General features: G+C 60.4%; 21 protein-coding genes. 15 read left to right on the forward strand and 6 right to left on the reverse strand.

Translation table 11 applies throughout. The features are described from left to right. Nucleotides 1–3 precede the first annotated feature (3 nt). The 3 genes from ETW24_RS08585 to ETW24_RS08595 all read left to right on the forward strand — a co-directional run bounded on the left by ETW24_RS08585 (nt 4) and on the right by ETW24_RS08595 (nt 4,442). On the forward strand, nt 4–336 hold the full coding sequence (locus ETW24_RS08585; RefSeq protein ID WP_129370644.1) for a hypothetical protein: 333 nt from the start codon (nt 4–6) through the stop codon (nt 334–336). Next, entirely contained in the window at nt 336–3,014 is a 2,679-nt protein-coding gene (locus ETW24_RS08590) for an ATP-binding protein (RefSeq protein ID WP_129370645.1), read from the forward strand. Before ETW24_RS08585 ends, ETW24_RS08590 begins: the two co-directional genes overlap by 1 nt. 84 nt (nt 3,015–3,098) lie before the next feature. Continuing rightward, nucleotides 3,099–4,442 carry a FliM/FliN family flagellar motor C-terminal domain-containing protein gene (locus ETW24_RS08595; protein ID WP_129370646.1) on the forward strand — a complete coding sequence of 448 codons (1,344 nt, stop codon included), beginning with the start codon at nt 3,099–3,101 and terminating at the stop codon, nt 4,440–4,442. A gap of 266 nt (nt 4,443–4,708) precedes the next feature. On the opposite strand, the gene ETW24_RS08600 is transcribed toward ETW24_RS08595, so the two are convergent. The 4 genes from ETW24_RS08600 to ETW24_RS08615 are packed head-to-tail and all read right to left on the reverse strand — an operon-like array spanning nt 4,709 to nt 6,891. Beyond that, nucleotides 4,709–5,134 (reverse strand): TIGR01244 family sulfur transferase, encoded by a 426-nt coding sequence (locus ETW24_RS08600; protein WP_129370647.1) that lies wholly within the window; start codon nt 5,132–5,134, stop codon nt 4,709–4,711. 11 nt (nt 5,135–5,145) lie between these two features. Further along, nucleotides 5,146–5,580: a DUF6691 family protein gene (locus ETW24_RS08605; protein WP_129370648.1), complete on the reverse strand. Its 435-nt coding sequence runs from the start codon at nt 5,578–5,580 to the stop codon at nt 5,146–5,148. Beyond that, a complete protein-coding gene (locus ETW24_RS08610) occupies nt 5,580–6,005 on the reverse strand; it encodes a YeeE/YedE family protein (protein WP_129370649.1) in 426 nt (141 codons plus the stop codon). Before ETW24_RS08610 ends, ETW24_RS08605 begins: the two co-directional genes overlap by 1 nt. A gap of 22 nt (nt 6,006–6,027) precedes the next feature. After that, the gene (locus tag ETW24_RS08615; protein ID WP_129370650.1) at nt 6,028–6,891 is read right to left on the reverse strand and encodes an MBL fold metallo-hydrolase; all 864 of its coding nucleotides are present in this window, start codon (nt 6,889–6,891) and stop codon (nt 6,028–6,030) included. A 293-nt stretch (nt 6,892–7,184) separates the two neighbouring features. On the opposite strand from ETW24_RS08615, the gene ETW24_RS08620 reads away from it, so the two are divergent. Continuing rightward, nucleotides 7,185–7,400, forward strand: a complete 216-nt coding sequence (locus tag ETW24_RS08620) for a hypothetical protein (protein ID WP_129370651.1) — start codon at nt 7,185–7,187, stop codon at nt 7,398–7,400. A gap of 29 nt (nt 7,401–7,429) precedes the next feature. Here ETW24_RS08620 and ETW24_RS08625 read toward each other — a convergent pair whose 3' ends face one another. After that, nucleotides 7,430–7,648 (reverse strand): hypothetical protein, encoded by a 219-nt coding sequence (locus ETW24_RS08625; RefSeq protein ID WP_024089790.1) that lies wholly within the window; start codon nt 7,646–7,648, stop codon nt 7,430–7,432. Nucleotides 7,649–7,841: 193 nt separating this feature from the next. Between ETW24_RS08625 and ETW24_RS08630 the strand changes: the two genes are divergently transcribed. After that, the gene (locus tag ETW24_RS08630) at nt 7,842–8,105 is read left to right on the forward strand and encodes a DUF2312 domain-containing protein (protein ID WP_024089791.1); all 264 of its coding nucleotides are present in this window, start codon (nt 7,842–7,844) and stop codon (nt 8,103–8,105) included. A gap of 94 nt (nt 8,106–8,199) precedes the next feature. Here ETW24_RS08630 and ETW24_RS08635 read toward each other — a convergent pair whose 3' ends face one another. After that, complete coding sequence (locus ETW24_RS08635) at nt 8,200–9,780, reverse strand: hypothetical protein (protein ID WP_129370652.1); 1,581 nt, start codon at nt 9,778–9,780, stop codon at nt 8,200–8,202. 266 nt (nt 9,781–10,046) lie between these two features. Here ETW24_RS08635 and ETW24_RS08640 point away from each other — a divergent pair, with 266 nt between their 5' ends. The 10 genes from ETW24_RS08640 to ETW24_RS08680 all read left to right on the forward strand — a co-directional run bounded on the left by ETW24_RS08640 (nt 10,047) and on the right by ETW24_RS08680 (nt 18,704). After that, nucleotides 10,047–10,466 carry a GtrA family protein gene (locus ETW24_RS08640; protein ID WP_129370653.1) on the forward strand — a complete coding sequence of 140 codons (420 nt, stop codon included), beginning with the start codon at nt 10,047–10,049 and terminating at the stop codon, nt 10,464–10,466. Continuing rightward, nucleotides 10,463–11,791 (forward strand): FAD-binding oxidoreductase, encoded by a 1,329-nt coding sequence (locus ETW24_RS08645; protein WP_129370654.1) that lies wholly within the window; start codon nt 10,463–10,465, stop codon nt 11,789–11,791. Before ETW24_RS08640 ends, ETW24_RS08645 begins: the two co-directional genes overlap by 4 nt. Beyond that, a complete protein-coding gene (locus tag ETW24_RS08650; RefSeq protein WP_129370655.1) occupies nt 11,788–12,525 on the forward strand; it encodes an SDR family oxidoreductase in 738 nt (245 codons plus the stop codon). Before ETW24_RS08645 ends, ETW24_RS08650 begins: the two co-directional genes overlap by 4 nt. A gap of 146 nt (nt 12,526–12,671) precedes the next feature. Continuing rightward, nucleotides 12,672–12,935 (forward strand): hypothetical protein, encoded by a 264-nt coding sequence (locus tag ETW24_RS08655; RefSeq protein WP_129370656.1) that lies wholly within the window; start codon nt 12,672–12,674, stop codon nt 12,933–12,935. A 20-nt stretch (nt 12,936–12,955) separates the two neighbouring features. After that, nucleotides 12,956–13,840 carry a calcium-binding protein gene (locus tag ETW24_RS08660; protein WP_129370657.1) on the forward strand — a complete coding sequence of 295 codons (885 nt, stop codon included), beginning with the start codon at nt 12,956–12,958 and terminating at the stop codon, nt 13,838–13,840. Beyond that, nucleotides 13,777–14,004, forward strand: coding sequence for a hypothetical protein (locus tag ETW24_RS25205; protein ID WP_368075959.1), 228 nt, complete (start codon nt 13,777–13,779; stop codon nt 14,002–14,004). Before ETW24_RS08660 ends, ETW24_RS25205 begins: the two co-directional genes overlap by 64 nt. 14 nt (nt 14,005–14,018) lie before the next feature. Then, nucleotides 14,019–15,941, forward strand: coding sequence for an Ig-like domain-containing protein (locus ETW24_RS08665; RefSeq protein ID WP_129370658.1), 1,923 nt, complete (start codon nt 14,019–14,021; stop codon nt 15,939–15,941). A gap of 145 nt (nt 15,942–16,086) precedes the next feature. After that, nucleotides 16,087–16,485, forward strand: coding sequence for a RidA family protein (locus tag ETW24_RS08670; protein ID WP_129370659.1), 399 nt, complete (start codon nt 16,087–16,089; stop codon nt 16,483–16,485). An 88-nt stretch (nt 16,486–16,573) separates the two neighbouring features. Then, nucleotides 16,574–17,212: a cupin domain-containing protein gene (locus tag ETW24_RS08675; protein ID WP_129370660.1), complete on the forward strand. Its 639-nt coding sequence runs from the start codon at nt 16,574–16,576 to the stop codon at nt 17,210–17,212. A gap of 157 nt (nt 17,213–17,369) precedes the next feature. Then, nucleotides 17,370–18,704 (forward strand): NAD(P)-dependent oxidoreductase, encoded by a 1,335-nt coding sequence (locus ETW24_RS08680; protein WP_129370661.1) that lies wholly within the window; start codon nt 17,370–17,372, stop codon nt 18,702–18,704. The last annotated feature ends 43 nt before the right edge of the window (nt 18,705–18,747 follow it).

The following is an 18,747-nucleotide window of genomic DNA, read 5'->3' on the forward strand; positions in this document are numbered from 1 at the left end:
GGGATGACACAGGGTAGCGGCGCCGAAGAGCAAACAGGCACCCGCGCGGAACGCCAGACCTACCGCCGCCGCAGGCTGATGGATATTGCCCGCCTGCTGCCGGTTCTGGGCGCATTGCTGCTGGCGCTGCCGCTGTTGTGGCCCGAAGCCTCCACCCATCCCGCGGCGCGCGATGGTGTCAGTATGTCGTCGGCCATCATCTATATTTTCGCCGTCTGGACCGGCCTGATCGGCGCCTGTTTTGCTTTCAGCCTCGCCGTGCAGCGTTGGGCGGATCACTGGACCGGCGGCGGGCCGGACGGGGCAGGATCTCCGGACGGAGCGGAGGACCGCTGATGGCCTCGCTGAATGTGCTTGCGGTTGTCTGTCTCGCCTATGTGGCGTTTCTGTTTTTCATTGCCTTCTGGGCCGACCGGATGGCAACCCGCGGCAAAAGCGCCGCCTGGATGCGTTCGCCGTTGATCTACACGTTGTCGCTGTCAATCTATTGCACCGCCTGGACTTTTTACGGCGCGGTTGGCTATGCCGCGCGCTCAGGTCTGGAGTTCGTAACGATCTACCTTGGCCCGTCGCTGGTGATGATCGGTTGGTGGTGGGGGTTGCGCAAACTGGTGCGGATCGGGCGCAGCCAGCGGATCACGTCAATCGCGGACCTGTTGTCGTCGCGCTATGGCAAGTCGAACCTGCTGGCGGCCGGCGTGACGATCCTCGCGGTGATTGGCGTCACGCCCTATATTTCGCTGCAGTTGCAATCCATCACGCTGTCCTTTGCCATCTTTGCCGAGGCGGATCCGCTGCGAAGCTACAACGAGACCTACACCGTATTCTGGGTGGCGGCGGGGCTGGCGGTTTTTGCCATTCTGTTTGGCACCCGCAACCTGAACGCCAATGAGCGGCACCACGGAGTGGTAACCGCGGTGGCGCTGGAGGCCATCGTCAAGCTGGCGGCGCTGCTGGCAGTTGGGGTGTTTGTGGTCTGGGGCGTGGCCGGCGGCGTGGGAGAGACGCTGCAGAGAATAGACGCCTCGCAGATCGGTCAATGGAATGTCGATGGCAGCCGCTGGGCCACGGTTACCTTTCTGGCCGCGGCGGCCTTTGTCTGCCTGCCGCGGATGTTTCAGGTGATGGTGGTGGAGAACGAGGACGAACGCCACCTGCGCATCGCCTCCTGGGCGTTTCCGCTGTATCTGCTGCTGATTTCGATGTTTGTGGTCCCCATCGCGGCAGTCGGGCTGGAGCTGCTGCCCGCAGGCGCCAACCCGGACATGTTTGTACTGACAGTGCCGCTGCAGCAGGGGCAGCAGGGGTTGGCAGTCCTGTCCTTTCTCGGCGGGTTTTCCTCGGCAACGTCGATGGTGATTGTGGCCGCCATGGCGCTGTCCACAATGGTATCGAACCACATCGTGATGCCGGTCTGGCTGCGGCTGCAGAACCGCCGGGCGTCGGTTTCGGGCGATGTGCGCGATGTAGTGCTGCTGTCGCGCCGGGTATCGATCGCAGTGATCATGGCGCTTGGGTATTTCTATTACCACCTGTCCGGCGGCGCTGCGGCGCTGGCCGCCATCGGCCTCATCTCCTTTGCCGGGGTGGCGCAAATTCTGCCCTCGCTGGTCGGCGGGCTGTTCTGGCGCGGCGCCACCCGCAGCGGCGCACTGGCCGGGCTTACGGTGGGGTTTGCCATCTGGCTCTACACCATGCTGCTGCCGGCATTGGGCGGCGGGCTCTTGCCCGAGCATATCCTGCGTGACGGCTTGTTTGGCCTTAGCTGGCTGCGTCCCGAGGCGCTGTTCGGGATCGAAGCCATGGATCCGACCGTTCACGCCGTTTTGTGGTCGATGAGTCTGAATGCGCTGGTGTTCTGCCTGGTGTCGCTGATGAGCTTCCCCAGCCCGCTGGAGCGGCTGCAGGGTGCGCAATTTGTCAATGTCTTCGACCATTCTGCCGGCCCGCGCGGCTGGACCGGATCTGTGGCGCAATGCGAAGATCTGATGATCATGTCGCAGCGGATTCTGGGGGCTGCAGAAGCGCAAGCGTTCTTTCAGCGCGAGCGGCTGCGGCAAGGCGGCCGCGGCCCGCTGCCTGAACCGACACCGGCCTTTCTGGAACGGCTGGAGCGCGAGCTGAGCGCCTCCATCGGCGCGGCTGCAGCACATGCGATGATTGGCCAGATCGCCGGCGGCTCCTCGGTTTCAGTTGCGGATCTGCTGGCGGTTGCGGATGAAACCGCCCAGATGCTGGAGTATTCCAGCCGCTTGGAGACGCAATCGGCAGAACTGACAGCGACTGCCCGCAAATTGCGGGAAACAAACGAAAAACTTACGCAAATTTCTGAGCAGAAGGACGCTTTCCTTAGTCAGGTCAGCCATGAGCTGCGCACGCCGATGACTTCGATCCGGGCGTTTTCGGAAATCCTGCGCGATGACGGGCAGCTGAGCGCGCAGGATCAGCGTCACTATGCCGGGATCATCCACGACGAAACGCTGCGGCTGACCCGGCTGCTTAACGATCTTCTGGACCTCAGCGTGCTGGAAAACGGCCAGGTGAGCCTCAACATGTCGGCCGGCGCCTTGCCGGACGTGCTGGACCACGCGGTGGCCGCTGCACTGGCGGGATCAGACCGTCCGCTCAAGGTCTGCCGCAATCCCGCAACGGAAGGGGTGCGCATATCCTCCGACCTTGACCGGCTGGCGCAGGTCTTTATCAATTTGATCGCCAATGCCCAGAAGTATTGCGATGCGGCAGAGCCGGAACTGTCCATTTCCGCCTCTGCAACCAGCGGGTGGCTGCAGATCGACTTCACTGACAACGGCAGCGGCGTGCCGACAGAATTTCAACAGATGATTTTCGAAAAGTTCTCGCGTGTCAGCCCCGAGCGGGCAGGCGGTGCGGGGCTTGGCTTGGCAATCTGCCGGGAAGTTATGCAACGGCTGGGCGGCAATGTTTCCTATCTGCCAGGGCACGGCGGCGGTGCGTTCCGGGTTTCCTTACCCGCAGCAGGCGAAAAGGCTGCGTAACCTGGCCCGGGGTACAGGAGTTGTTAACCTCCTTTCGGGTAAAAACGGGGAAACGGGACGTGCAAGGGGCAGGTTAAACAGCCTATGTCTGAAACAGAAGCAGCAGAGGCAGGCAGCGGCAAGCAAAATGTGCTTGCACGCAAGCTGGCAGCGACAAAGGAAGGTGTTGGGGCGCTTACCAGTTCCTTGACGCTGAAAGCATTGCGCCGGTCGGTGGCGCGGGCAGCTGCGGACCTGTGCGGGTTGCCGGTGGCAGTTCTGGCAGCCCGGCAATCCAACCGCATTCCCGAGGATCTGGCTGACCAGCTGTCGGATAAGGATCTTCTGGTGGTGCTGGACTGTCCGCATGGCAGAATGGGTGCGGCCAGCATGGATGCACCCACGGTGACAGCGCTGATCCAGCAGCAGACCATCGGTACGGTGATGGGCAAAGCACCGGACGAGCGTCACTATACTCCGACAGATGCAGCCATGACGGCAGAGTTTCTGGAACGCACCTTTGGCAAGGTGTTTGCGATGCTGGATGGCCAGGCGGATCAGGCAATCTTTACCGGTTACCGCTTTGGCGCACAGGTTGAAAATGTGCGCAGTCTGGTGCTGGGCATGGAGGCTGAGGATTACCGGGTGATCGAGCTGAACCTGGACCTGGCCTGCGGCGCCATGCAGGGCGTGATGAAGCTGATACTTCCGGAACCCACTGCCGAAGAACTGCAGGACGGCCAGGGAAGCGGTGCGCAAGGTCCATCTCTGGGCCGCAACCTTGGGGCTATCCGGGCGGAGCTGTCGGCTGTTTTGTGCAAGATGCGGGTGCCCCTGAGGGATTTTGCCGGTCTCAAGGTCGGCGATTCGCTGCCGCTGGATTCCGCCTTTCTGTATGAAACCGACCTGCTGACCATTGGCGGCCAGTCGATTGCACAGGGGCGCCTGGGCCAAATGAACGGCGCGCGTGCAGTCCGGCTGAATCAGTCCGGGGCCAGGCTGGCAGGCGATGCCGGGGCAGAAGGAATGGGGTTCTCCGACGGGGCAGGCGCCGACATGATGGGCGGCGGACCTCCGGCGCTCGATATGGGAATTGCCGCGCAGGGCCTGCAGGACCCGATGGACGACGCGGGCCTGCCGGCATTGGAAGCGGCACCGGGTCTGGGCGGCGGCGGTCTTGGCATGGACGGCGATGGGCTTCCTGCGCTGGGTGACGGCGGTTTTGACGGCGGCATGGGCGGCATGGATGACGCAATGGGTGGAATGGGCGCAATGGATTTGCCCGGTCTCGGCGACGATGCCGCTTTGGGCATGGATGGGCTGGACGGCGGGCTGCCTGACTTGCCTGACCTTCCCGCGGTCGACTTGGGGGATTTTGACCCGGGGGATGCCGCGGCAGAAATCTCCCAATTGGCAGGGCTGGACGGCGCATTGCCAGGAAACAACTGATTTATTAGGTTCTTTGCGCTGCGAACCGCCATCATTCAGCCCCGGAATCCAGGGCCTTTTCCCGGAGCCGCCGCGGGCAGTCAAACCCTTATAGCCGTTCCAAACGGTTGGCGGCCTGCACATTCATCCAGTGCAGGCTCTGGGTCCGGTTGACGCATTGGGTTCCGGCCAGGGGGGATCAGTATTGGTCAGATCCGGGTGTCCCGCGTCGGCCAAAGGCTTGGCCGCTGCCTGCAACATTCGACGCAGGCAGAGTTTTCACAGGGTTAGTTTCCCGCCAGGGAATCAAGGGCTGGCCGCAACCCGTCCAGTTGATAGCCGGCAGCCGCGGTTTTCAGCAGAATGTCATCGGCGCACATATCGCAGGCCTGGCTGAGCGCCCAGACCACTGAACAGCGGGTGCCGGACGCGCAATAGGCCAGCACCGGGCCTTCGCAGCCTTCATACAGCGCCCGCTGGCGGGCTGCGTTCTCGGGTGTCATGGTCTGATGGGTGAGCGGCAGAACCTCGAACCGCAGGCCTGCGGCTTCGGCGGCTGCGCGGATTGCCTCTGCCTGATGGCTGGGCGGCACTTCCGCGTCCGGTCTGTTGCAGATAACCGTTTTGAAGCCGGCGCCGGCAATGGCGGGCAGGTCCTCAGCCGAGATCTGCGGCGAGACCGAATAGCGGGGGGTAATAACGCGTGCATCCATATCCTGAGTCTTTACGCGTTTGCGGCGCGCCGGTCCAGATGCCGGCTGAACCTGGGAGCGGCTATCATGCCGCAGGCCATCGCCGCCAGGAACAGCGCGCCCTGCCAGCCGTTATAGCTGAGCGCGGCCATTGCAGGACCGGGGCAGAGCCCCGCCAGGCCCCATCCCGCGCCGAACAGAATGGATCCAAGGATCAGCCGCCGGTCCAGCCCGGCGCGCGGCAGGGCGGGGAAGCTGCCCCCAGCCGCAGGCTGGCGCCCTTCTGCCAGCCGCCAGGCCAGTGCCATCGGCAGCAGCGCGCCGCCCATCACAAAGCCCAGTGTGGGATCCCAGCGGCCAAAAACATCCAGCCACCCTTGTACTTTGGCGGTGTCAGTCATGCCTGACAGCATTAGTCCGGCGCCAAACAGGCTGCCTGCAATCAGCGCCAGTAAAATCCGAAGCATCAGATCACTCCCATAACCTGGCGCAGAACTGCCAGCGTCAGGATGCCTGCCAGCATGAATGCCGCCGCCGCGGTGATGCCACGCAAGGACAGCCGGGAAACACCGCAGACACCGTGACCGGAGGTGCAGCCGTTGGCCATCCGCGTGCCAAGGCCGACCAGCAACCCGGCAATGATCAGCACGGTGGCGCTGCTGGTAACATGGGTTTCCGGTGTACCGGCCAGCAGACCAATCAGCAGCGGCACGGCAACCAAACCTGTGATGAAGGCCAGTTTTTCGGCTGCAGAGCTGCGGCCGCTGCCATCCAGCAGCCCGCCCAGAATACCGCTGGCACCCATTATACGGCCGTTGCCCAAAAGATAGACGGCACCGCCAAGCCCGACCAGCATGCCGCCCGCCAAGCCCAAAATCCAATCCGTTTCCATGATCGCCTTCCGCTTGCTTCGGTCAGATTTTGTTGATCGGGATCTTTAGAAATACATCGCCCTGATCATCCGGTTCCGGCATCTGGCCCGCGCGCATATTCACCTGCAGCGACGGCAGGATCAGACGCGGCATACCCAGTGTCGCATCACGGGCGTCGCGCATTCTGGTGAATTCCTCAATGCTGCGCCCTTCGCCGATATGCACGTTCAGCGCCTTTTGTTCGCCTACGGTGGTTTCCCATGCGTAATCATCGCGGCCCGGTGCCTTGTAATCATGGCCGACAAAGATGCGGGTGTTGCCGGGCAGCGCCAGGATCTTTTGGATCGAGTTATACAAATCGGTTGAAGACCCGCCGGGAAAGTCACACCGGGCGGTGCCGAAATCAGGCATGAACAACGTGTCGCCGACAAAGGCCGCATCCCCGATCACATAGGTCAGGCAAGCGGGTGTGTGCCCCGGTGTGTGCAGCACCTCGCCGCGCATCTGGCCGATCATGAACACATCGCCTTCGCGGTACAGGCGGTCGAACTGGCTGCCGTCGCGCTGAAACTCGGTGCCTTCATTAAAGATTTTGCCGAAAGTGTCCTGAATCACGGTGATCCGGGCGCCGATGCCGATCTTGCCACCCAGCTGTTCTTGCAGGTAGGGCGCGGCAGACAGATGGTCGGCATGCACGTGGCTTTCCAGGATCCACTCTGTCCGCAGGCCTTCATTTTCGATCCAGGCGATGATGGCATCCGCTGATTCCGTGCCGGTGCGGCCCGCTGCCTGGTCGTAGTCCAGAACGGAGTCGATAATGGCACAGGCGGAGCCCTCAGGCTCAACCACCACATAAGAAACGGTGTTGGTGGCTTCGTCGAAGAAGGCCTTGACGGCGGGGGTCATCTGTTTCTCTCCCTTGAGTTTGGATAATCATATATTGATTGGAGAATGTGTTTCAAGGATGCCGGTGCGTAGACCGATGGTGCCGTTGAAATCATCGCAGCCGGTTGACCTGTGTCAAGACAGGGCAATGTTGCGCTGCAGTATGCTTGGCAGGCGTGCGTGACGCCTGCAAAACCGTCAACCGGCCGGAAAAATTTCACAAATCGGCGGTCGAGCGCCTAATTTTTGCGGGCTTTCACGCAGCTGTTGTGAAATACCAGCGTAACCCCATCATGATCCAGGGAGGACTGCCAATGACACAAGAAGATCTGCTGCACACTGTTGAAAATCTGGAAACCCGGATTCTTGAAGAGACCGGTACTGCCCGGCTTGCCATGCGGCCTGAATTTATCCGGTTGCTGGATCACATGCGCAAGACGGGTGCTGCGGTGCCTGGCCGCTTCCGCCGTTTGGAAGCCGCACTGTGCGAAGAAGCGGTTGAGGAGATGTTTGACAATATGCCGGTCTAGCCGGTCTGTCAGGCAGGGCGCCCCAGGCTTCAGCCCAGGAAAATGCCCGTCATAACCAGCATCAGTCCCAGAACTGACAGAAGCAGGGCGCCCAGATTGTAGGGCAGCACTGATTGCACGACCGCACGCAGGGCTTCGTCGTCCAGTTTTTGGCGGCGCGCACGCGCGACGCGGACAATGCACCAGACCAAGCCCAGCAGACCGGCGATGGACAAGGCGGCTCCGGCCCAGACGATGAGTTCGAACATTTGCGTGCTCCTGCGGTTTTCGCGCTGCGCCGCGCCTAGCCGATCCGGGCTTGGCGTGCAAGCCGCGAGGGGACGGGCGCCGGTTTTTGCCGCTCGGCGGGTCTCTGCGGCTTTCCTTGCTTGCGGCGCAGCGGGCGGGGCGCTATCCCCTTGCTCCGACAGCAATTGACAGCATGTGCCGACGGAGCCGCAGATGGATATCACCGAAGACGAAAAAAGCGAAAACTACCGTGTGACCGCTGGCGAACTGCGCCAGTTCATCGAACGGTTCGAGCGTTTGGACGAAGAAAAGAAGACCATCGCCGAACAGCAGAAAGAGGTGATGGCCGAAGCCAAGGCACGCGGCTACGACACCAAGGTCATGCGTAAGATCATTGCGCTGCGCAAGCGCGACCAGAACGACATCGACGAAGAAGAAGCGGTGCTGGAAATGTATAAGGAAGCTCTGGGCATGTAAGCCCGGCGGGGCCGCGGTCCCGCGTGAGTTTCTGCTGGTGCCGGAGGGGTTTGCCCGCTTGCGGCACCAGCTTGCTGATGCAGGTCCATCCGGCTTATTGTGAGCTGCCGGTTTCCGGCAGGGCCTTTACACGGATGCGGCGGGTCAGCCGCCCTGCGCGCCGGGCGGCCTCCTGGAACACCACCGCATAAAGCCCCCAGAACAACGGGTGCAGCGTGTATCTCATACGCTCCTGTTCCGGCCCGTTCACTGCATGGGCCACGCCCAGGAACAGCACCACCGACACCAGCATCACCTGAAAGAAGGCCCGGCGTGTGCGGTCCTGATCCCGGCGGGCCAGTTCCGCCAGGGCGATCAGCGCGAACAGGTTCAGCGCCAGGGTCAGGAAGCGCGACAGGCTGGGGTCGATTATGATCTTGTTCTCGGCCGTCAGCACCCGCTTGGTGTCGGGGATCTTTGGGAAACGGTCCCAGTTCAGCGGCGGGTAAAAATATTCGTTCGGCCACAGCGACAAGCTGGTGAAAGCCCGCACCACAACGCCGGCGGCATATTGCACCGGGCTGGCAGCGATGACCTCGAGCGATTTCTTCAGGCAGGTCTTGGAATAGGGGATCATCCGCGGATCATTCAGCGCTGTGCCGGTATGCTGGCCGATCAGCCCGTGGACTTGGGCAAATGTTTTGAACGAGCAGCCTTCGACCGGCTCAGGCGCGGTTTGCGACGCATTGAGGCCAAGCCAGCTGCCGGAGCTGAAGATGCCGAACACCGCCTTGTTCTTCACCGACGGCAGCAGCGTGACTGCCAATGTCAGGGCCAGGACGGCCGAACGGGCAGGGGTTGCTGCGGTCTTGAACAGCAGCAGCCCGGCCACCAGCAGGATGTAGATCGGGTGGAACAGCGTCCAGGTCAATGACAGCACCGCCAGGCAGGCGCAGAACTGCAGGAAATAGAGCGTCTTTTGCGTTTTCAGAAACAGCAGCGCACAGAGGCAGGACAGCGCAAAAAACGCTGAGGTGAAATGGGCATAGAGGAGGAAATTCTCATAATAAAACACGGCCGGCGACAGGATATAGGCCAAGGGCAGCAGCCAGGCCAGACGCCGTGATTGCGCCAGCAGTCGCAGCGCCGCAAACATGCAGGCGGCGGTCAGGACGCTTAGCACCAGGTGGCTGCTCCAGATCAGCTGGATCATGCAAGCATCTTGAGCACCGCAGGCCTTGGCGGCGATGCCCAGCAGAAAATTCCAGAACGGCGGCTGGGAGTGCAGGGTGAGCAGGGCATCCAGCAAACCGTCATGCAGCTGCTGCGCCGGGAGGTGCTGGTAGGAACCATCCAGATGAATGGGATCGGGGTGAATGTCGAGCAGGCCGGCTGCCAGCAGCCTGGAGGCCAGGATGATGACGCCTGCCGCCAGCGCAAACAGCGCTGTCTCACGCGGCAGAGCAGCGCTGGCCGGTGCGCGAACGGCTGGCTTGGCGGATGGAATCGATTGATTTGTCATGCCCGTCCTCAACGTTTTTATGCCCTTATAGGTTAATCCGGCGCAGTTTGAAATTCCCCGCAGGTACTGGCCGTCAAGGCGGGCCAGGCAGCGGGCAGTTTGACACCTAGCCAAAAAGTGATGGTGCTGATACAAATCGGACCGGAAGTAAAAGCATCTTTCGGTTGATTTCATTTGACGACAGATTCATCGCTTAGGACCGGCCAGCCCGGTATGCTTGCCGTCGCTTTGGATGGCACTCTGCGGCGCAGCAACATCCTGTGTAAAAGCTCCTGGCCTTCCTTCTGGCGGGATTGGAACAGCCCGTTCACCTCGGCCAAGGCGCTGTTTCAGAGGCGGAGCGCGCATTTGCCGGGCGCTGTGACGCAGATGCAATCCACCTTGGTGTTTTTGTCGTTCAGTCTGATTGTACTGGCTGTTGCGGTCCGGGGCTGCGCGCTATGACATTGCAGCAGCTTCTGGTCCGCTACACGGCCTTTGCGGTTGTTGCCACCGCGGTCAATCTCGCCACCCAGCGCGCGGTCCTGCAATTGGGTGAAAGTGCTGCGCATTTCACCGCTGCCATGGCAGCGGGCACCCTGGCCGGGCTGGTTGTTAAATACTTGCTGGATAAGCGCTGGATCTTCTTTGATCAGCATAGCGGTCTCAAGCATCAGGGGCGTACCTTTTCGCTGTATGCCTTGATGGGTGTCGCAACCACAGCGGTGTTCTGGATTACGGAAACGCTGTTTTGGATAACTTGGGGAACTGATGGTGCGCGCGAGGCCGGAGCTGTCCTCGGGCTGGTGATCGGCTATACTGTGAAATACCAGCTGGACCGGCATTTTGTGTTCACTCAGGGCGCAAAGGAGACGGAATGACAATGCTGTCAGGCTGGGGGAACTACCCGGTGGCACGGGCACAGCTTATGGCCCCCCGGAATGAGGCTGAACTGCAAACCATGATCGCCGGTCACCCCTCGGTCATTGCCCGCGGCAATGGCCGTGCATATGGCGACAGCGCTATCGGCCTGCCGGCGACATTACACATGCGGCATTTCAACAGGATGATCTCGTTTGACGCCGGAACCGGGCAATTGGTGGCGGAAAGCGGGGTGTTGCTGGGCGATATCATCTCGGCCTTCCTGCCGCGCGGGTGGTTTCCAGCAGTGGTGCCCGGCACCAAGTTTGTGACCCTTGGCGGAGCGATCGCAGCGGATGTGCATGGTAAGAACCACCATAAGGAGGGCAGTTTCCGCAATTGCCTGGACTGGGTGGATGTCATGGGGCCGGACGGCACGCTGCGCCGTTGTTCGGCGCAGGAGAACAGCGAATTGTTCGGCTGGACTGCCGGTGGCATGGGGCTCACCGGGATCATTGTCAGGGCCGCGATCAGGCTGCGGGCGGTGCCGTCGGCCTGGATCCGGCAGCAGACACAGCCGGCCGCAAACCTGGATGCCGCAATCGAAATCTTCGAGCGGTCGGCCAGCGCAACCTATTCGGTGGCGTGGATCGATTGCCTGTCGGAAGGCCGCTCGCTGGGCCGCTCGCTTGTTATGCTGGGTGAACATGCGGAGTTGCAGGACCTGAGCGCGCAACAGGCGGCCGCCCCCTATGCCATCGCCAGTGCAAAGACCCGGCAGGTGCCGCCGGTGTTCCCCTCTTTTTCGCTGAACCGCTTCAGTGTCCGGGCCTTCAATTCGGCCTACTACTGGGCGGGCGCCCGCAAGGCCGGGATGCTGATTACCGACTGGAACCGCTACTTTTTCCCGCTTGATGCATTGCTTGGCTGGAACCGGATTTACGGGCGCAAGGGGTTTGCCCAGTTTCAATGTGTACTGCCGCTCGACAGCACCCGGTCCGGCCTGCGCAGACTGCTGCAGGCGATCTCGGCTGCCGGGCAGGGGTCTTTCCTGGCGGTGCTCAAGCGGCTGGGACCGCAGGACAGCCCGTTCTCCTTTCCCATGGAAGGCTACACGCTGGCGCTGGATTTCCCGGTCAATCCGCGCAGCCTGGCGCTGATGGAGGAACTGGACCGGATCACCATTGCCCATGGCGGCCGGTTCTACCTGGCCAAGGACAGCCGGATGCACGCGGACACTTTGCGCGCGGCGGATCCCAGGGCTGCGGGCTTCACCGGAATGCGGCAATCCTCCGGGCTGCACCCGTCGTTTCAGTCCGCACAATCGCAAAGGCTTTCGCTATGACAAAATCTCCTGTTCTGATCCTTGGCGCCCGTTCGGACATCGGCTTGGCCGTGGCCCATGCCTTTGCCGCACAAGGGCATCCAGTACAGCTTGCCGCCCGCCGGGCGGACACGCTCGGGGCTGAAAAAACGGATCTTGAACTGCGCCATGGCGTGCCGGTGAGTCTGCATGAATTCGATGCGCTGGCGCTGGAAGATCACGAGGGTTTTGCCGATGCACTGCCTGAGCTGCCGGGCATAGCGGTTTGCGCCATCGGCTACATGGGCGATCAGGCGGAATGCGAACAGACGCCCCAGCAAGCAGCCCAGGTGCTGCGCAGTAACTTTGAGGGCCCGGCGAGCATTCTGGCGGCTCTTGCCAACCGGTTCGAGCAGCGCGGCACCGGCACGCTGGTGGGCATCAGTTCAGTCGCCGGTGAGCGCGGCAGAGCGTCCAATTACGTCTATGGGTCGGCCAAGGCCGGCTTTACCGCATTCCTATCCGGGCTTCGCAACCGGCTGGCCCGCAAAGGTGTTCATGTTGTCACCGTGCTGCCCGGGTTTGTCGCCACGCAAATGACCGAGGGCATGGACTTGCCGGCCAAGTTGACTGCGCAACCTGAAGAGGTGGCAAAAGCAATCACCGCCGCCGCATCCAAAGGCCGGAATGTTGTGTATGTGCGGCCTGTGTGGCAGCTGATCATGCTGATTATCCGTAACATTCCCGAAGCGGTCTTTAAGAAGACAAGTATCTGAGCACGGGCGGTCCTATCTTTGGATAGACTTGCCATTTAAATTGCCGGCTTGCAGTCCTTGGTTGTATAGAATTGAACACTTTTCCTTAACACTCTCGAAAGGGCTGGCCGGATAGCGTCACAGCCGGGTAGCTTCAGAGTGGGATTATGAACAGCAAAAAGAGCATTACCGGCACCAGCAGGGGTGACCGGATGCTGGCGGACGACGAGCGTTGCGTTATTATGGCAGGCGCCGGCGGCAACAAGATCCTTGCCGGAGATGGCAACAACAAGATCGAAGCGGCTGATGGCAACGATCAAATTCTCGTTGGAGATGGCGCCAACGAGTTCACGCAGGCGGCGGCAAGAACAAGATCAATGCCGGCGACGGCGGCAACCGGATCAGTACAGGCAGCGGCAATGATGCCGTGATTGTCGGGGCTGGCAGTAATGTGATCAATGCCGGCAGCGGCAACAACAAAATTACTGCAAGCGATCTGTGGGACAGCGTTAACACGATCACGGCTGGCAGCGGCCACGACAAGATTATTGTTGAGGAGGGGACCAGCCGTATTTCCGCCGGGGATGGAAAGAACAGTATCACGGCCGGTGATGGCAGCAACACTATTGATGCAGGCGCCGGCAACAACTCCGTCACCACGGGCGACGGGGATAACCAGATTGCCACAGGAGCCGGCAAAGACAGGATCCAAACCGGCGAAGGTAACAACAGTATCACCGTTGCCGGGGGCGCGAACAAAATCACGGCCGGCGATGGCAATAACGTTTTCCAGCTGCTGGACGGCCGCGCACAGATCAAGGCCGGCAGCGGCGATAACGAGATCACTACCGCTGGATTGAACGATGTTATCCAGGCTGGCGACGGCAACAACCGTATTCATGCAGGGGCCGGGAACAACCGCGTCAAACTGGGCGATGGCAGCAACACAGTCGAAACCGGTACCGGAAAGGACAATCTCAGGGCCGGTGACGGCGATAACATGATTGTCGCAGGCGGCGGTGACAATGCGGTCAAAGCGGGTCACGGCAACAACGCAGTTCAGACTGGTGCCGGCAAGGATGCAATCCAGTTTGGAGACGGCAACAACACGATCACGTCACTTGGCGGCAACACAAGATCAAGGTTGGACACGGGCAAAATGCAATTGAAACCGGGGACGGCGCCGACAGCATCAAAACCGGGAACGGCGGCAATGATATTTCTTCCGGCGGTGGCAATGACCGCATCCAGACCGGCAACGGGGATGACCGGATCAGCAGCGGCGCGGGTGATGACTATGTCAACGCCGGGCGTGGCTATGACACCGTGGTGCTGAGTGGAAGCTTTCAGGACTACGACCTTGATCTGAGCCGCTACAACGGCGGCCGCGGCAAGGCGTATATCACATCGCGCGCGGGCAGCGAGGGGGGCAGGGGACTGACACGCTTCTCGGGGTCGAGGCGCTTCTGTTTGAAGAAGACGGGCTTCTCCTTGATCTGAATGCGCCAGTCGGATTGCAGCTGCAGGATGATCAGATCACGGCAGAAGGCGAAGGCCCGCTTGCAATATCGCTGGAAACACTGCTGGAGAACGACGCAGAAACGCTCGCCGGTACCTCCCGCGTTCGCGTCGATGACGTGAGCGCCGGCGGTCTTCGGGTGGACTTCGACGGCGGTATCGTCACCTACAACGCCGATGACCTGCTGCAAGGCCTGAAAGAGGGGGATGTCTTTGAGGACAGCTTCACTTACTACGTAACAGATGCCTTTGGGAACCGTTCTCAGGCCACGGTAAATGTGACCCTCACTGGTGAAAATGATGTGCCTGTCGCAGATGACGACGACCTGAACGGCGGTCTGAGGCCTTTCGGCGGCTATACTCCTTCGCCTGAATGGACTGTCCAAGGGGTGGGGGCCATTCTTCCTGGGGGGACAACCGTGGCCGGGATGAAGGATGGGGGCTTTGTTGTTGTCTGGCAGGCGCATGAGGTCACAGGAACCGATGAAAGATCAGACATTTGGGCCAAAATCTATGATGCCGACGGCAGTGTAATTGCTGAAACGTTCCTCGTGAACAGTTTCACTGAGGGTTATCAGGTTGATCCGGAAGTCACAGTTCTCAGCGATGGTAATATTGTGATCGGGTGGGGCAGCAACTATGACACTGATGATGCCAAAAATGAGTTTTCGGTCCGTATTTTTGACAAAGAAGGCAATGCAGTAAGTCAGGAATTGGCGGTCAATGAAGCTTCTGATGAAACTGTCAAAGACGCAGAGATAACCGCACTGAAAGGTGGCGGCTTCGTCGCAGTTTGGACGACTTCTGCTCAGGAGACCGATTTTCGCATAGCTTTGTTTGACAACAACGGCAGAAAAATCGGGGACGAGGTTGTTTACAATCTGCCTGATATTGGCGCCCCTATCGTTCCTTCGGTGATCGCTCTTGAAAGCGGCGGGTATGCAGTTGCTTGGTCTCAGCCTGACTATGAGCCTTATTACCGTTCCGGAGGTTCAAAGACGATCAAGGTTCAATTGTTCGATGAAACCGGCAACACCGCTGCTGCTGAATTTGATGTCACCAAGCCCGCAGGCCAGCTGGACAGTTTCCCGGACATAACGGAAGGGCCGGACGGGCAGTTGCTTGTTGTTTGGAAGTTCTATGACCCGGATGTTTCCGGCAGTACTGCCTATTTTGCAAAAATCATCGACCACGAGGGAAAGGTACTGGTCGATGAATTTCAGGTCCATCAAGATGCGGCCGGCGGGTCCGGCGACAGCCCTCCAAAAGTTGCGTGGCTTGATGATAGCAATTTCGTTATTGTCTGGGGCGCACCGGGAGACAGCGATCCGGCAGAGGCTGCATGGGCCAGGCATCCAGGTGTTTGGGCGCGGGTTTTCAGTTCAGAAGGCGAGCCGCAAGGTGATGAATTCGTGGTCAACCAGCAAACCATGGATACACAAAGCTATTACGAAATCGAGGCGCTTGAGGGCGGACGGTTCATCATCACCTGGGGGGATCACCATAGTGGTGACTCGTTAAAGTACACTGTATTCGAAGGCGATGGCTCCCCCGTTGAACTGCCTTATGGTTTTGAAGATGAAGTTGCTGAAATTGCAGTGCTTGATCTGCTGGCCAATGACAGCGATCCGGATGCAGATGCTCTGACGTTTGCTCTTGCTGCCAGTACCAGTGAATACGGTGCTTTGGTGTCCTATGATGCGGAAACGGATACCCTGTTTTACGATCCGACCGCTGCCGGCGGCATCCAGTCGCTCTCTGACGGTGAAGTGCTGGAAGACAGCTTTACCTACACGATTTTCGATGGGCAGGGCGGCACCTCCGAGGCGACGGTGACCATTCTGGTCGGCGGCCTGGATGAGCCGGACGCCGGGGCGGTCCCCTTGTTTGCACAGGAAGAATACGGCGTGCTGCTGTAATTGGGGCCTTGGCTGTGCGGGCGTCTCCCCGTGCGGCCAATGGCCTTAGGGTAATGAACTTCAGTGCGATAAGTTTTAAGCTTGAAATAAATACGGTGGCAACGGTATGGTCGCTGGCAGGCCGCATCAGCAAAGGAGCCCCGTCATGCCAGCCATCAGCGTGCATCCCGAAGGGTGGAAGCCCGCCAAAGGTTATGCCAACGGCATGGTGGCCGAGGGCAAGCTGCTGTTTGTCGGCGGCCAGATCGGCTGGACCGCGGATCAGGTGTTTGAGGCACAGGGTTTCATCGGCCAGATGAGCCAGGCACTGCAGAATATTCTGGAAGTGGTCGAAGCCGCAGGCGGGTCTGCGCAGGATATCACCCGGCTCACTTGGTTTGTGACCGACAAGGCCGAATATCTCGCCCATCAGGCAGAAGTCGGAAAAGCCTACCGTGCGGTGATGGGTTATCACTTTCCGGCGATGACTATGGTGGTCGTTTCGGCTTTGGTCGAGGATGAGGCAAAGGTGGAAATCGAAGCCACGGCCGTACTGTCCGCTTGACGCGATGCGTCACACGGTTTCGTGAGCGCTCTTTCCATGGGCCGTGCCGGACGCCACATTCCAAGGCGCAGAGCCAGGGGAGAGCGACATGCGGATCAACGCCGTTTTCACCAAACGGGCAGCGGTGCATTTCGATGAAACACCTTGGGTGGCAAGCCCGGCGCCTGGGGTAGAGCGCAAGATGCTGGACCGCGTTGGCGAGGAAGTGGCCCGCGCCACCACCATAGTCCGGTTTGCACCGGGTTCTGCCTTTGCACCGCATGTGCATGACGGCGGCGAGGAATTTTTGGTACTGGACGGTGTGTTCCAGGACGAACACGGGGATTTCCCCGAAGGCTCCTACATCCGGAACCCGCCGACCACCAGCCACACGCCTGCTGCGGCCGAAGGGGCAGTGATCCTGGTGAAGCTGCACCAGTTCGATCCAGCCGACCGGACCGAAGTGAAAACCCGCATCTCCGGCACTGCAGCGCAGCAAGAGCTGTTTCAGGACAGTGTTGAAACGGTGACCCTGCAAATCTGGGCGCCGGGGCAGGCGATTAACCTGGATGCCCCTGGCGGCGTAGAGGTGTTTGTGGTGCATGGCAGCTTTAGCGAAAACGATGAAGCGTTCACGCGCTGGGACTGGCTTCGGCTGCCGCCGGGCAGCCGCTTAGTGGCCACGGCTGGCGCTGAAGGTGCACATGTCTGGGTGAAAACCGGCCATCTTGCGCAAATGACAGCCTAGGCCGGCAACGCGTTTTTGCCCTGAAATCAAATCTTTGAATGCCGTTCCTGCTGGGGCGGCATTTTTTTTCGCCAAGTAAAAATTTTACCAGTTGATAAAAAATCAGACTGTGGCAGTCTAATAGGCAAGAAGAATGTAATAATCAGGGAGACACCCAATGGCGACCAGCCATCAGGCATCCGGCATTCAGGCAGCGCGTTTGGACGCTGCTGGAATTGCTGAGAATTTCTCGGACCTGCACCCAGCCTATGACGCGCATGAGGCAGCAGTGGCGGCGGATCGCTGCTATTTCTGCTATGACGCGCCTTGCATGACGGCCTGTCCGACCAGTATCGACATTCCACAGTTCATCCGGGAAATCCAGGCGGGCCATGCCGAAAGCGCGGCCAAGACTATTCTGGACCAGAACATCCTTGGCGGCATGTGCGCCCGGGTCTGCCCGACCGAGACGCTTTGCGAAGAAGTCTGCGTGCGTGAAACCGCCGAAGGCAAGCCGGTTGAGATCGGCCGCCTGCAGCGCTTTGCCACCGACACGCTGATGGAGAAGGGCGTGCATCCTTTCACCCGCGCCGAAGCAACCGGCAAAAAGATCGCTGTTGTCGGGGCAGGTCCGGCGGGTCTTTCTGCGGCGCACCGGCTGGCGATGCTTGGCCATGACGTGGTGGTTTATGATGCCAAATCCAAGGCCGGCGGCCTCAATGAATTTGGCATTGCGGCCTATAAATCCACCAACGGCTTTGCTGCGCGCGAGGTAGACTGGCTGCTGCAAATCGGCGGCATTACAATGGATTACGGCAAGAAGCTGGGCGCGGACCTGTCGCTGGACGGGCTGGCGTCCGGCTATGACGCGGTGTTTCTTTCAATCGGTCTGGCCGGGGTCAATGCCCTGCGTGCGCCTGGTGAGGATAAGGACGGCGTGCGCGACGCTGTGGAATTCATTGCTGAGCTGCGCCAGGCGGAGGACCTGACCGCGCTGCCCGTGGGCCGCAATGTGGTGGTGATCGGCGGCGGAATGACCGCAGTGGACGCTGCTGTGCAGTCAAAACTGCTGGGCGCTGAAAACGTCACCATAGCCTACCGCCGCGGGCGTGAGGACATGGGCGCCAGCCGGTTCGAGCAGGATTTGGCCGCCTCCAAGGGGGTGAAACTGATGTTCAATGTCATGCCCAAGGCGGTTCTTGGCAACGGTGCTGCTGCTGAGATCGAACTGGAGTATACTGCGGTTGCGGACGGCAAGGTTTCCGGCACCGGCGAGACCGTGCGTCTGGTTGCAGATCAGGTGTTCAAGGCCATTGGCCAGACACTGGAAGGCCAGCCTGACGCGCTGGAGCTTGAGGGCCGCAAAATCAAGGTCTCAGAGACCGGACGGACTTCTATGGCCGGGGTCTGGGCCGGGGGCGACTGCGCCTCGGGTGGCGAGGACCTCACCGTGACTGCCGTGGCCGAGGGTCGCGACGCTGCAATGGATATTCACTCCAGCCTGATGGGCTGAGCCAGCGCGGCGCAAGTTGATTGCGCCAAGCTAGCCTGAAGAG

Source organism: Leisingera sp. NJS204 (genome assembly GCF_004123675.1).
Lineage (GTDB): Bacteria > Pseudomonadota > Alphaproteobacteria > Rhodobacterales > Rhodobacteraceae > Leisingera.